We start from the raw sequence: 14,960 nt of genomic DNA, 5'->3' as shown, positions 1-14,960 counted from the left end.
AAATGTTGATAAGTTTGTAATAATGAAAAATATACTCTTATTTTGAGTAAGTATTTACCCAAAAATCAACGAAACAACATTTACGCTTATGAGGATTTTTACCTTTTTAACATTCTTGTTTTTTACATCAGTGGGCTTTGCCCAAACTGGTAATATAGGTATAGGCACAAGTACGCCAAACGCAAAATCTGTATTAGATATCTATTCTACTGAAAAAGGAATTTTGATTCCGAGATTGACAGAAGTGCAGCGAAATAAATTGCAAGCCGATGGTACGTCAAATGCAACCATCAATGGTTTGCTGATTTACAATACTACAACTAATAAGTTTAACGTTTGGAATGCCGATAAATGGGAGGAGTTATCAACAGGTGCTGGAGCAAAAGGAGATAAAGGTGATACTGGTCCACAAGGCCCTGCAGGATTAACTGGTCCACAAGGTCCCAAAGGTGACAAAGGTGACACCGGTAGCCAAGGTTTGCAGGGATCCGTGGGGTTAACAGGCCCAGCCGGTCCAGCTGGACCTCAAGGTACTAAAGGTGACAAAGGCGACCAAGGTGAAAAAGGAGATGCGGGCGTTAACGGTTTAAGTGGCGCTACTGGTCCGCAAGGTCCGCAGGGGCCTGCTGGGACTAATGGCGTAAACGGTAATAAAGGAGATCAAGGTGAAAAAGGTGACAAGGGCGACAAAGGGGATCCCGGTGATAATGGCGCTAATGGTGCTACATGGTCTAACGGTAATTTGAATCCTCCTGCGTCGGCTTCAGAGCCAGCTGGATCAAAAGACGGCGATTACTATCTAAATAATAATAACGGTAAAGTTTTTATCAGAAACAGTGGCACTTGGCAGGAAGTTGCAAACTTAACAACTGGCGTTGTTGGTCCCATTGGGCCAGCTGGAGCGCAGTGGTATAATGGCACATTAAATCCACCTAGCAATGCTACTGAGCCTGTGGGCGTAAAAGAAGGTGATCTATATCTCAATAATAATTCTGGAAATGTCTTTAAGCGCCAAGCAGATGGGACATGGACTTCTGTAGCAAACTTGACAACAGGGATAGTAGGACCTCAGGGCCCTCAGGGCGCCGTTGGGCCAACTGGTCCACAAGGGCTGCAAGGAGCGAAGGGCGACAAGGGTGATGCTGGCGTAGCTGGCCCTCAAGGCCCCGTTGGCTTACAAGGTGCGATTGGTCCTGCAGGTCCTACTGGATTGACTGGGCCCGCTGGTCCTCAAGGTCCTGTTGGGTTAACTGGCCCTGCTGGTCCACAAGGTGTAAAAGGTGATAAAGGAGATACTGGCGCCGTTGGTCCTACAGGCCCTCAAGGCGTTCAAGGCATTAAAGGCGATAAGGGCGACAAAGGAGATACAGGAGCTACTGGTGCCGTTGGCCCGCAAGGTGCTATTGGTTTAACCGGTGCTACAGGTCCTGCGGGTCCAACCGGAGCTAAAGGCGATAAAGGTGATACTGGTTCAGTTGGTCCGCAAGGTCCAATAGGTTTAACTGGCCCCCAAGGAGCAAAAGGTGATAAAGGAGATACCGGTGCCGTTGGTCCACAAGGAGCCATAGGCTTAACCGGATCAAAAGGTGACAAAGGCGATACAGGTGCTGCTGGTCCTCAGGGTCCTCAAGGTCCTGCCGGTGCAACTGGTCCGCAAGGTTTGCAAGGTGCGAAAGGCGATAAGGGTGATAAGGGCGATACTGGTACAGTAGGTCCTGCTGGCCCACAAGGTTTGCAGGGTTTGAAAGGTGACAAAGGCGACAAAGGTGATACTGGAGCAGCAGGTGCAACTGGTCCTCAAGGCCCTATCGGATTAACTGGCCCTGCCGGTCCCGCCGGACCGACTGGTGCTACCGGAGCAACTGGTGCAACGGGCGCCGCTGGTCCTAAAGGAGATAAAGGCGATAAAGGTGATCAAGGAAACGTAGGTCCAATGGGCCCGCAAGGTGTTCAGGGTGATCCAGGGGAGCAAGGCCCAGCAGGTCCTCAAGGTCCTTCGGGTAGTGCCAGTGCTTGGTTACGAAACGGAAACGGAATGGGTAACGTGGGGGGAACTACCACGCCGGGTGTAAACGATGATTTTGTAGGAACTACGGATGCCAAGGAAGTCGTTTTTGCTTCGAATAGAAAAGAGGGATTGAGAATAGGCACTGACGGAAAGGTTCGTATTGGAGTAACGGGTAATTATGTTGCTTCTGTTCATAAAGCTGCTTTAACCGCCGATTTGCCATCAATTGCGTCTAAAGCTTCCTTCAAACAAAACTTTATAATTGCTGGCGTTGGTATTGATGCAAGCGTATCGGTTTCATCCAGCATTGAGCTTCCTAACGGTTTAATTATAGCTTATGCTAGGGTAGTTTCGGCTAATACTATTGAGGTTAAATTTACCAACGTAGGTGATTTAGCAATCGATCTTGCGTCGGCCACGTTTTACATTAGTGCGATACAATAATGAAGATTAAGCTTCGATATATTTCTTTTGCGGCTGCACTACTTCTTGTAGGTAATAGTGCACTTGCACAAATGGTCAATAATGGTGTCGATATACTTGTTGGTCAAAATGCAATGCTGTATATAGATGCTAAGTTTATCAACAACAAAGGCACTATATTGAACAAAGGAGAAATGGTTATTGGCGGCGATTGGGAAAACAATGACCTTAATACCAACGTATTTCATTACTTGTCCAACGGCTCGGTTACTTTTACCGGTAGAAATGTTGTTTTTTCTGGAACGGCCTTAACTACATTTCCAAGGTTGATATTAAAAGGTGACGGTACCTTTGTAATGAATACAGATATTGACGCTTTGTTGTCGCTAGATTTGGATAACGCAGAACTTCAAACCGGTGACTATAGATTTAGGTTGGCTAATTATGATGCTAACACGTTATACTTCAATAATGGTTTCGTGAATACTACGGCGAAGGGGAGTTTTGTTAGATGGATGAAAGGGAGCGACAGCTATTTATACCCAATGGGATCGAGCAAGTTAGGTATTAAGCGCTTTGTGGGACTATCTTCAAAAGCTGCGCCTGAATCTTACGTGGGTGTCTCTTTTGTAGACAATGATGCCAATAACGATGGTTACAGTAGATCAAGCAAAACTGCTGCGGTGACTGAGGTTAATGAGGGTTACTACCATGTTATTTCTCAACTTAAAGGCGCTGATTTGTCGCTAGATCTATCATTCTATACCACTGCCGCTGAAAAGTTTAACGGCTTGGTGAGCTGGGCAACAAAGAATCAATGGGACAGGCTTGTGCCGGTTGTATTCCAAGATAATGCAGCAATTACTGCTGGACTTTCCAAGTCATTCTTCTATAAGACATTAACCTTAGGGTCGGATAAAAGTATTCCCATTGCTTTTGCGAACGTGACTAATGCAAGTCCGCTAAATTTTTACAATGCATTTTCTCCTGATGGTGATGGGAAAAATGACACCTGGGAAATCAAAAATATCGATGCTTTTCCTGATAATGATTTGAAGATTTTTGACAGGTCTGGCAATTTGATTCATCGAGTTAATGGCTATAGTTCTTCAAAGTTCTGGGACGGACAAAATGCTCCTTCTGGTACTTATATCTACATTTTACGAGTAAAGATAGATGGTAAGGACGAGTATTTTAAAGGTTCAATTACTATGGTTAAAAACTAAAACATGAGAAGATTTTTACTCCTGCTTTTAATAGTGTTTGGCCCATTTGCAGTTATTGCGCAAAACGAGGTTACGTATAGTCAATATATGTTCAACAATCTGTTGGTTAATCCTGCTTATGCTGGCTATAAGGAAGATATCAACATTAATTTGTTGAGTAGAAACCAGTGGATAGGCATTAAGGGCGCACCAATAACACAGTCGTTAATTGCCGATGGCGCATTTTTTCACAATAAGAACGTGGGTTTAGGGATAGCCATTATGAATGATAAAGTAGGTATCCAAGGGCAAACGTCTATTATGGCAAACTATGCTTATCGTTTGCAATTGAATGGAGATTCGCGATTAAGTTTTGGAGTTGGATTGGGTGCGGTGCAATTTGCGTTAAATAATGATGAGGCCGTGATTGGCGACCCAACTGATAATACGTTTGCAGGCACACAAAATTACCTTTCACCAGATGCCAAACTCGGCATTCACTTTAGTAACGACAAGTTTTACGCTGGAATATCAGCAAATAACTTATTAACTACTGCCTTAAATAAAAATAAACAGCAAGCAAGGTTCATCGCTTTGCCACCTATCCACATCTTCTTAACAGCTGGTGCAATAATAAATGTTAATGAAAATGTGAAGATGAAACCATCTATCATGCTAAGAGATGACCCACAAAGTATGGGTAATTTCGATGTAAACACATCTTTTTTGTTTAAAGATGTACTCTGGTTAGGAGCATCATATAGGGTGGGTGTTGATATGTGGAAAAATACTAACAATTTAAATGCTACTTTTCAACAAAATTCGCTTGTTGGATTAGTTGAAGTTTTTGTAGCAAAAAAGTTTAGAGTGGGATATGCTTATGATTACAGTCTTTCAGATCTGAATTCATATTCATCAGGTAGCCATGAGATCTCTTTAGGATACACTATTGGCAATAAAAACTATAAAAACAGTGCTTTAACTTCTCCGCGGTATTTCTAACGCAGAGTGATATGACATTTAAAAAGTTTTTCAGAGTTTTTTCCCTTTTCCTGTTTATTTATCTCCTGCCATCGGTACTATTTTCCGACGACATCAAAGAAGCCGATAAACTTTATCGACAGCTTGATTATAAATACGCGTTAGAGATTTATGAGAAAATTATGAACGTAAATCCCAGCGTTGAAGTTGCTCAGAAAATCGCGAATTGCTACCGCTTTATCAATAATACAGAAGCGGCAGAAATTTGGTATAACAAAGTGATCGCCTATCCAGATGCGAGTGCGGATAACTATAAATATTTAGCGGAAGCACTAAAACAAAACGGCAAATTCGACGCGGCCGCTGCTAATTTAAAAATTTGGGGACAGAAAAACCCAACACAAGCTTCGGAAGCTGAAAGGCAAGCCAACATGTGTACAACTGCTAAAAATTGGTTTGAGAATCCAGATATTGGTGCCAAGGTTGAAAACGAGATTGGCTTCAATTCAGAGAACTCTGATTTTAGCCCTGTAAAATTGGGCAACGACATGTTATTGATTTCCGACAGATGGCAAAAAAATAAAAAAGGTGAAGAAGTATACGGATGGACAGGTAATCCTTACTTAAAAATTTATGATGTATCCCTTGCATCGAAAGAAGTGAATTTAGTTAAAGGTAGTATCAATAAGGGCTTCCACAGCGGTCCATTAGCAGTTTATCCAACATTAGATACTATCTTATTTACCCGGGCGGTAATGTCAACTAATAAAAACACAAAAGCAGGCGATGTGGGCAAGCAGTATTTACTTATGGCAGTAAAAAAGGGTAACGAATGGATTGCAAAAGATAAACTTCCATTTAACAATGATGGTTCATTCTCAGTTCAGCACCCAGCGTTATCCCCAGATGGCAAAATTTTATACTTCGCTTCAGATATGCCAGGCGGATATGGAGGGATGGACTTGTATTATGCTGAGAAGATGCCTAACGGTACTTGGAGCAAACCTGCTAATTGCGGCGATGCTGTAAATACTGCTGAAGATGATGTTTTTCCAACGGTAAGACAAGATGGTAAATTTTACTTTGCATCTAGGGGACATATTGGAATGGGCGGATTGGATATTTTTTCGGCAATAGGAAATCGTAATAGTTTTAAAGATGTAGAAAATCTACGTGCTCCAATCAATTCTCCGAAGGATGATTTTGGGGTGCTATTTAACAGCGATTTAAATACCGGATACCTTTCCAGTAACAGAAACGGAGGTGTCGGCTTGGATGACATCTATAGGTTTAAAACCGGTATAAAAATGCAGCAAAGTCCGCAAGACAACGTTTACGCCGTAAATGGTTTAGTGGTAGAAAAAGGCACTAACACGCCAATTGCGGGTTTGGAAATCTTGTTGATCAATAAGGACAACGGTACATCAACTAAGGTTTTGTCAGATAATGATGGAAAATTTAACTTCAAACTTGAAAAGGAAACAAATTACTTAGTGAAGGGAGATCCCCAACAATACTACACTACCCAAACTGGTGAAATTTCTACAAAAGGTGCTAATCAATCTACTATTTACGATATCCGGTTCGAATTGGAACGTTCTAAAGATGTTTACACTATTAAACTCAACAATATTTTTTACGACTTTAATAAATGGAATATCAGGAAAGATGCCGTGGCGGATCTGAATAAAGTGAACGATTTTTTAAATAGCATGCCGAACGTAAAAATGGAGTTGGTAGCACACACTGATGCCCGAGGTGCTGCAGCATATAATCAGGTACTATCTGATAAAAGAGCGAACAGTGCGAAAGATTATTTGCTTAATAAAGGTGTAAATGCAGATAGGTTAACAGCCGTGGGCAAAGGAGAAACCGAATTGTTAAATCAATGTGCCGACGGAGTGAAATGTACCGAAGCCCAACATCAGCTTAATAGACGTACGGAATTTAAAATTGTTAAAGTGACGCCAGTACTGGCAATGACTCAGAAGCTAAGTCACCAGTTAAATTAGTTTGAATTAATTCGATAGATAAAAAAGATCCCTCAATTATCAGTAATTGAGGGATCTTTTTTTATTTAATGCTTCCGCTTTACGCCTCCAATAATGATAGTACCTGTGCCGTCGAGTTTTTAGTATCAACTTTCTTAATAATGTGGGCAATATTACCTTCTTCGTTTATGATGAATGTCGTTCTGTTGGTGCCCATATACTTTTTACCGTACATGTTTTTTTCTGCCCATACGCCATAGTCTTCTACAATTTTTTTGTCGGTGTCAGCTAATAAGGTAAATGGCAAACTATGTTTAGTCACAAATTTTTGGTGAGATTTTTCATCATCCACACTTACACCAAGCACCTCAATACCTTTTGTTTTTAATCCTTGATAGTTGTCTCTAAAATCGCAAGCTTCGGCGGTACATCCTGGTGTATCATCTTTAGGATAAAAATATAGCACTACTTTTTTGCCCTTAAATTGATCCAGGTTTACCGTATTGCCATGCTGATCTTTTGCTGAAAACATTGGCGCTTTGTCGCCCTCTTGTAATGTACTCATATTTTAATAATTGAATGATTAAGTTATAAATACCTAATATACACCATATCATCGAACCTTTGTATATCAATTAGATTCGTTAGCGATAAAATTCAACCATATAGCGTTTGGTATTGTCTTTCATGTCTGTTACAACCAGCTCAAGGCGATGTTTTCCTTTAGCTGTTCTGTCGTCGAAGGTGTGCCAAAGGTTTGCTGTTTTAGCATCAAACTCCATCAACGCCCATTTTCCGTCGATGTAACCATTAAAACTTTTAATGCCAGATAGGCCGTCACTAATTCTAAATTTTACACTGCTGATGCCCGCCATATTTTTTCCATTGGCAATGTTAAGCGGCACAATACTAGGAGGGATCGTGTCTATGGCTACAAAGAAACTTCCAAAAGTGCGTGGTTTAGCTTTTACCCATCCGTTTTCGAAATAGCCACCTTGCGATGATCGGTTAGTATTTACAATTAAAGCCTTGCTTTGGTACCTTAGCAGCGTACTATCAGGTTTAATCCATAAGTCAAATCCGGTGTGCAGCGGTGTTAGGGCATTATGAATTTGATGCACTTCGGAATAGGCATTTGTTTGTGGCTTAGCCGTTTTTTTGTAGGTGAAATTTAAATCGTTATATAATGTTCCTTTGGGCAACACTACTTTTACGTCATCTTTATTAAATTCGTTTTGCCTGCTGTAAATAAAATTTGTCCCAACTGGAAGCTCTGGTGTATTAATTACAGCTTTTGGATCAGCCAAGACATTAAATGATAGGGTGCTTTTGTTCCCACGAGAATCGCTTATTGTATATACTACCTCATGTAGTTTGCCATCATTAAATACAATTCGTCCATTGTTAACTAGGTTGAAGTAGATTTGAAGCGGATTGCCGGGTTCCACAAAACTTTTTTGTATACTTTGTTTGGTCCGCTGGTAAGTAGGATAGTCGATGTGCGAGTTAATTGCCTTACTATTTTCGAATGAAAATCTCTCTAAAGCCGACGTGTAAATCTTATTGCTATCAACAGTTAATTCAATAGAGTAGACTCCGTTGTTACCAGAAGCGCCGTTATGTCTGTCGTTAACCACTATTCCAAAACCTACTTCACCACTTAAGTGTATGGTGTTCACTTGGTTGATCTTGTATTTGCCGTTGCCTCCCGCAATTTGAAAATACTGTTTCGGGGTAAATTCGTTAAAAGGTTTTTCATTTGTTCGATACACGTACATCGCATGGATTACTGGCGGAATGTTATCAGGAATGTCTATTCCTAATAGTTGAGGGTTAATGGTTGCTTCGGTTTTGCTGTCCCTAATTTCAAAATGAAGATGTGGCCCTCCAGAGCTGCCTGTATTTCCGGTATAGGCTACCACTTCCCCTTTTCTAACAGGAATTAAGCTCGACGCAGGAAATTCATCGATTTCATAGGATTGTTTTTTGTATTGGATATCTTTTACAATCTGTGCTATTTTCGGATTAAATCTCGAAAGATGTCCATATACGGTTGTGTAACCATTCGGATGTGTGATGTATAAAGCTAAACCGAAACCACTGTTTTGTACACGGAGTCGGGAAATAAAGCCATCAGCAGAAGCATAAACAGGATAGCCAATCCGTTGGTTGGTCCTGAAATCAATGCCCGAGTGGAAGTGGTTAGATCTTAATTCCCCGAAAGAACCCGCCAAAGCCGGCGGTGTAATATCTAGTGGTGACCTAAAATCTGTTAATGGGTAACTATTTTTGCTGAAAATTTGTTGTGCATGTAAGGAGATGGCGCTGGAAAAAAGTAGTAGAAAGTATAAAATATAGTTACGCATTAAATTTATTTATTTTATTTCGAAGTTAAGAAGTTGCTGTCCCTCAAGCCATGCTTCCAATCGATCACCTTGATTTACTGGGCCTACGCCCTCCGGAGTTCCTGTGAAAATAAGATCTCCTTTTTTCAATGTAATATATTGTGAAACAAAAGCTATAATTTTTTCAAATGAGAATAAAAGATTAGCCGTGTGCCCCAACTGTTTAACCTCACCATTTTTATGCAATTCAAATTTTAGATCGTACATGTTTGCAAAATCATCTTTGGGAATGAAATCACTAATAACCGCTGAGTTGTCAAATGCTTTGGCTAATTCCCAAGGCAACCCTTTCTCTTTATGTTCTGCTTGAATGTCTCTAGCCGTAAAATCCACACCTAAGCCAATTTCATTATAATAATTAGAAGCAAATTTCTCGGCAATATGTTTTCCTTCTTTGCAAATTTTTAACACTACTTCCAATTCATAATGGATATCATTTGAAAAGTCGGGCAAGTAAAAAGGCTTATTGTCCTTTAGTACAGCAGTATCGGGTTTTAAAAAAATGATAGGTTTTGTTGGGATAGCATTGTTAAGTTCCGCGGCGTGTGCAGCATAATTTCTGCCTATTGCAATAATTTTCATACCGCAAAAATATAGTTTTTATTGAGGAAAATGATCTTTAGTTGGAACCACTCCTAAATCAATTTCAACTTCAAACAAAGTATTAATTGCTAAAGGATTTGCATATATGGTTAAAGCACTGAAATTCGCTTGATAAGAGGCTCTCCGCCAGCTACAATACGTAGGAAATAAATACCTGCATTAAGTTTAGAGGGCATATTGTAGGTTTTTGTATGTTCGCCGGCAGGCATCTTCTCATTGGAAAGCGTTACAATTTCGTTGCCAAGCAAATCAGTAATTTTAATAGATACATTAGTTTCCTTTTCCAGTCTTAAGTTGATATTTAATTGCTCAACCACTGGATTGGGATATATCTTTAATATAGTTAACGTTTTTGCACTTTTTTCGCGATTACTTTCTCCGCCCGCATTGGATGAGGAAAGTACGTTGTAACTAGGTCGGTATGGTTGCACACTTCCTCTTATCACAGGAATTCTGCTTGCCACTTTCGCTTTTGGCTTAAGCCAAATCTTATTCGTATCTATCTTTTGTGCAAACACTGAAAAACAACCGAAAACAAGCATCACAATCAAGTATGCTAGACGGCTTTTGAGCGCTATTTTCACTGCGGTTGTCTTCATTTAAATGTTTAACAAAAATATAAATAATTAAACAAACAATTTAAATAAAAAGAAAGACTAACTTATTTTTTAACAATATTTAACAGCATGTAATTCAGTATTAAATTTTTCATTTGTTTTCTTTTAAATTTCGATTTATTGTATATTGATTTCGAATTATTATAAACGAAATATGAAGAAGATTTTTTTCGCTTTGTTAACGTTGGCGTTTGGTTTAGCAAATGCTCAACATAAGCCTAATATTGTGGTTATATTGGCTGATGACATGGGGTATTCTGATCTTTCGTGTTACGGGTCTGAAATTAAAACTCCGAATATTGATGCGATAGCAAAATCAGGTGTGCGCTTAAAACAATTTTACAATACTGGAAGATGTTGTCCTACTAGAGCATCGCTGTTGACTGGGCAGTATGCGCATAATACAGGCCTTGGATTTATGACTGGATTTGATCAAAACAGCTACGGATACAGAGGAGAAATCAATAAAAATTGTGTAACTATTGCGGAAGCGCTGAAGCCTGCAGGCTATAAGAGTTACGCCAGTGGCAAGTGGCATGTCTGTGCTAATATCAAACCAAAAGGCGATAAAAGTAATTGGCCTTTACAACGTGGCTTTGATGGCTATTTCGGAATTTTACAAGGTTCAGCAAGCTATTTCACTCCTAAAACGCTTACCTCTGGCAACAAGCCGCTTAAAATAGAGCAGGGCTTTTATTTAACAGATGCAATTGCAGACTCGGCTGCGCATTTTATCAGTCAACAGGACAGTAAGAAATCGCCATTTTTCTTGTACGTAGCGTACACGGCACCTCACTGGCCGTTGCACGCTAAAGAAGCCGATGTGAAAAAATACATTAGCGTGTACGAAAAAGGATGGGATAAACTGCGTGAGGAACGTTATGAAAAGCAGAAAAAAATGGGTCTGGCGGGTAATGATATTAAATTAAGTCCAAAAGATACCATTCCAGCATGGGATAAAATTCCAGTAAAAGATAGGGCAATGTGGGTAAAGCGGATGGCGATCTATGCGGCTCAAGTTGATTGTATGGATAAAGGTGTGGGCCGTATCACTGATATGTTAAAGAAAAAAGGACTTTACGATAACACCATTGTAGTTTTCATGTCCGACAATGGCGCTTGTGCCGAATATTTAAGTCGCAGTACACCAACTATGGAAACGATTGGTACTGATGATAGTTACGAAAGTTATAGAGGCTATTGGGCAAATTTAAGCAACACTCCCTACAAAGAATACAAAACTAGAAGTTATGAGGGTGGTATTAAGACTTCTTTTATTGTAAGTTGGCCAAATCAAATTAAAAATACTGGGCTTATTCTCAATAATAACCAGCCCGCCCACGTGATTGATTTAATGCCTACTTTTTTAGCGGTAGCGGGGGTGAAGTATCCAACAATTTATAATGGAAATACAATTAACAAAGTTAATGGACAAGATATTTTGCCTTTGTTAATGGGCAAGACCATCGCTCCACGCACACTATATTGGGAGCACGAAGGCAACATGGCAATTTTGGATGATCAATGGAAGTTGGTTTCTAAAAGTACCGAAGAGTTGCCTTACCAAGGGATTTGGGAGCTTTACAATTTGAGAAATGACGGTGCCGAACTGAATGACTTGGCACGTAAAAATCCACAAAAAGTAAAAGAGCTTGAGGCAAAATGGATAGCGTGGGCTAAAGCAAATAACGTTTACCCAATCAACGGCACAAGTATGAAAAAACGTGGCGAGACGTTTGCTCGCGAGCACTAATTACAGCTATTTTCAGAAATAGATTTTTATCCGCTATATATTTATGTAATTTTGCTTCAAAATTATACTGAGTGTCAAATCATAAGAACGCTAATGCCCTTACTGCCGGTGGGTTGTTAGTAACATTGGGAATCGTTTTTGGCGATATTGGTACATCGCCACTATATACGTTAAAAGCAATATTTAAATCAGTCGTAGATTCCGGTCAGTCGGTTAATGAACCTATCGTGTTAGGAGCATTATCTTGTATCATCTGGACTTTAACTTTACAAACTACCATTAAATATGTGATAATTACCCTTAGGGCCGATAACAAAGGTGAAGGGGGAATCTTCTCGCTTTATTCTTTGGTGCGTAAGAAGGCGAAATGGTTAGTAGTACCCGCAATAATCGGAGGAGCAGCGCTTTTGGCAGATGGTATGATCACGCCAAGTATCACCGTAACTTCCGCAATTGAAGGTTTAAAGCTGAAATTTCCTGAAGTTCCAGTGATCCCGATTGTAATTTCGATTATTGCTGGTTTGTTTATCATACAACAGTTCGGAACTAATTTGGTAGGTAAGTTATTTGGTCCGATCATGTTTTTTTGGTTTGCCACGTTGGGGGTAATTGGTTTACTGCAAGTATTGCATGATCCATGGATTTTTAAAGCCTTAAGTCCGTACTACGCCATTCATTTGTTGGTTACAAATCCGCAGGCTTTACTGATATTAGGGGGAGTGTTCCTTTGTACCACAGGTGCTGAGGCTTTGTATAGCGATTTAGGGCATTGCGGTAAGAAAAATATTCGCGTTAGCTGGGTCTTCGTTAAGTCGATGCTTATCCTTAACTATTTAGGGCAAGGCGTTTGGGTATTGAAAAATGCTCAAGGGTATAATCCACACGATGAATTGTCAAATCCTTTTTTCCAGTTAGTTCCGGAAAACTTGGTGTTATATCTCGTGATATTAGCCACCACAGCAGCCGTAATTGCTTCGCAGGCAATGATTTCCGGCTCGTTTACGCTAATTTCTGAGGCAGTGAGGTTAAATCTTTGGCCTAAGGTGCGTATCAATTACCCTAGTGTACAGAAAGGACAGTTGTACGTGCCATCAATCAACTGGTTGCTTTGTGTAGGATGTATCATCATCGTACTTGCGTTTCAAAGATCTGATAATATGGAGGGCGCTTATGGATTGGCGATTAATTTAACTTTCTTAATGACTACCGTTCTAGTTGCGGTTTACATGTTGAGGAAGAAATTTCCAATGTATTTAATTGTACTTTTCGTAATTGTTTACACCGGTATTGAAGTGGCCTTTTTAGTAGGTAATATGGCCAAATTCATTCATGGCGGTTGGGTAACTTTAATGATTAGTATGTTGTTGTTGAGCGTAATGTGGACGTGGTATGCAGCAAGAAAAATCAAAAATAGATTTGTTAAATACGTTGAAATTGAAGATTACTACGATATTATAACTGAGCTTAGCAACGATACCTCAGTTCCGAAATATTCTTCGCAATTGGTTTATTTAACTAGCGCTAATTTTAAAACCGAAATAGAATCTAAAATCATTTATTCGATCATACAAAAAGAGCCAAAACGTGCTGATGTGTATTGGTTGGTTCACGTTGATGTAATGGATGAGCCGTACACTATGGATTATAAAGTGGAGTTTTTAATCCCTGGGAAGCTGATTCGTATTGATTTTAAGCTTGGATTTAGGATTGAACAGCGTGTAAACCTACTTTACAGAAAAGTAGTAGAAGAATTGGTGAAAAACGGCGAGGTGGATATTACCAGTCAATACACTTCCTTAAATAAACATAAAATAGCCGGTGATTTCAGATTCGTGTTACTAGAAAAGACTTTGAGCAGATTTACCAATTTGAGTTTCTACGAAGAAACCATCATGGATTACTACATGATTCTTAAAAAATTGAGTTTATCTGAAGTAACCAGTTTTGGTTTAGATTCAAGCTATGTTGATGTAGAAAAAGTGCCATTGATCTTCGTTAGCCCAGATGATATCGAAATGCACAGGTTACCTGTATAAAAACGTGTTGATAAGCATTAAGTTAGCCTAGTCAATTGGATTGAATTTTTGCTATAAATTCAGCGACTAATGAATTACCTGCTTCTTAAAAAAACATCTACTAAAAAACAAATTGCAAACACTACTGAGGCGTAACCATTGGTTGTTGCAAATGCTCTATCAACTTTACTGATGTCGTTCGGTTTAACTAGGCGATGTTGGTAGATCAGCATGCTGCAGAAAAATATTACTCCGATGTAGTATGGCCAGCTGAAGGGTGAGAAGTATAACGGAGCAATTACGCATACAGCAGAGCATACGTGCAATAGGGACGATAAGTTGAGCGCATTTTTGCGTCCCAAAGCTTGTGGTATAGAATGCAGTTTTTCTAAACGGTCAAATTCCTCGTCCTGTAACGCATATATGATGTCAAATCCGCTAACCCAAAATAATACAGCAAAAGAATATAACACAGGAATTATGGCGAACTGGCCAGTTACTGCAATATAAGCTCCTATTGGTGCCAAACCCAGGCCCAAGCCTAAAACTAAATGACAAAGTGCGGTAAATCTTTTAGTGTAACTATAAAATAAAACTACAAAAATAGCAATAGGCGAGAGGTAAAAACACAGTTGATTGATGAAATAAGTGGTAGTTACAAACAATAAGCAGTTTATAATTACAAAAGTTAGCGCTTCATTGGCTGATACTCTTCCCGCCGGGATATCTCTTGTTACTGTTCTCGGGTTTTTCGCATCGATGTCTCTATCTAAATACCTGTTGAATGCCATTGCCGCATTTCTGGCAAATACCATACATAAAACTACAGCGAGTAATAAGTACCAATTGAAAGGTTGGTCGGTATTTGTTACGCCAAGAAAAAAACCAATCAAGGCAAAAGGCATGGCAAATATCGAATGAGCAAATAAAACTAACGAGAAAAATTTTTTCATGTTAAA

At 39.6% G+C, this 14,960-nt stretch carries 11 protein-coding genes; 6 read left to right on the top strand and 5 right to left on the bottom strand.

The genetic code is table 11. From position 1 onward, the window contains the following. The first annotated feature begins 88 nt into the window (after nucleotides 1-88). From ACY2A0_RS02530 to ACY2A0_RS02515, 4 genes are read left to right on the top strand one after another with little or no spacing between them, the layout of a single operon-like run. Nucleotides 89-2,452, top strand: coding sequence for a hypothetical protein (locus tag ACY2A0_RS02530; protein ID WP_461788036.1), 2,364 nt, complete (start codon nucleotides 89-91; stop codon nucleotides 2,450-2,452). Beyond that, entirely contained in the window at nucleotides 2,452-3,657 is a 1,206-nt protein-coding gene (locus ACY2A0_RS02525) for a gliding motility-associated C-terminal domain-containing protein (protein ID WP_461788035.1), read from the top strand. Before ACY2A0_RS02530 ends, ACY2A0_RS02525 begins: the two co-directional genes overlap by 1 nt. A gap of 3 nt (nucleotides 3,658-3,660) precedes the next feature. Next, entirely contained in the window at nucleotides 3,661-4,638 is a 978-nt protein-coding gene (locus ACY2A0_RS02520) for a PorP/SprF family type IX secretion system membrane protein (protein ID WP_461788034.1), read from the top strand. Between the two features lie 11 nt (nucleotides 4,639-4,649). Next, a complete protein-coding gene (locus tag ACY2A0_RS02515) occupies nucleotides 4,650-6,629 on the top strand; it encodes an OmpA family protein (protein ID WP_461788033.1) in 1,980 nt (659 codons plus the stop codon). Between the two features lie 79 nt (nucleotides 6,630-6,708). On the opposite strand, the gene bcp is transcribed toward ACY2A0_RS02515, so the two are convergent. From bcp to ACY2A0_RS02495, 4 genes are all read right to left on the bottom strand, one after another. Further along, entirely contained in the window at nucleotides 6,709-7,173 is a 465-nt protein-coding gene (bcp, locus tag ACY2A0_RS02510) for a thioredoxin-dependent thiol peroxidase (RefSeq protein WP_461788032.1), read from the bottom strand. A gap of 79 nt (nucleotides 7,174-7,252) precedes the next feature. Then, entirely contained in the window at nucleotides 7,253-8,974 is a 1,722-nt protein-coding gene (locus ACY2A0_RS02505) for a M23 family metallopeptidase (protein ID WP_461788031.1), read from the bottom strand. Nucleotides 8,975-8,983: 9 nt separating this feature from the next. Further along, the gene (locus ACY2A0_RS02500) at nucleotides 8,984-9,595 is read right to left on the bottom strand and encodes a fumarylacetoacetate hydrolase family protein (protein ID WP_461788030.1); all 612 of its coding nucleotides are present in this window, start codon (nucleotides 9,593-9,595) and stop codon (nucleotides 8,984-8,986) included. Nucleotides 9,596-9,705: 110 nt separating this feature from the next. Continuing rightward, nucleotides 9,706-10,215: a T9SS type A sorting domain-containing protein gene (locus tag ACY2A0_RS02495; RefSeq protein ID WP_461791232.1), complete on the bottom strand. Its 510-nt coding sequence runs from the start codon at nucleotides 10,213-10,215 to the stop codon at nucleotides 9,706-9,708. Nucleotides 10,216-10,387: 172 nt separating this feature from the next. Here ACY2A0_RS02495 and ACY2A0_RS02490 point away from each other — a divergent pair, with 172 nt between their 5' ends. Together ACY2A0_RS02490 and ACY2A0_RS02485 are read left to right on the top strand one after the other, a co-directional pair. After that, nucleotides 10,388-11,986 (top strand): arylsulfatase, encoded by a 1,599-nt coding sequence (locus ACY2A0_RS02490; RefSeq protein WP_461788028.1) that lies wholly within the window; start codon nucleotides 10,388-10,390, stop codon nucleotides 11,984-11,986. A gap of 71 nt (nucleotides 11,987-12,057) precedes the next feature. Then, complete coding sequence (locus ACY2A0_RS02485) at nucleotides 12,058-14,022, top strand: KUP/HAK/KT family potassium transporter (protein WP_461788027.1); 1,965 nt, start codon at nucleotides 12,058-12,060, stop codon at nucleotides 14,020-14,022. 74 nt (nucleotides 14,023-14,096) lie between these two features. Here ACY2A0_RS02485 and ACY2A0_RS02480 read toward each other — a convergent pair whose 3' ends face one another. Beyond that, the gene (locus ACY2A0_RS02480; RefSeq protein ID WP_461788026.1) at nucleotides 14,097-14,954 is read right to left on the bottom strand and encodes a UbiA-like polyprenyltransferase; all 858 of its coding nucleotides are present in this window, start codon (nucleotides 14,952-14,954) and stop codon (nucleotides 14,097-14,099) included. Nucleotides 14,955-14,960: the final 6 nt, after the last annotated feature.

Origin of the sequence: Pedobacter sp. (assembly GCF_965249885.1) — a bacterium.
Lineage (GTDB): Bacteria > Bacteroidota > Bacteroidia > Sphingobacteriales > Sphingobacteriaceae > Pedobacter.
This window is presented reverse-complemented; position numbering and strand designations above follow the sequence as displayed.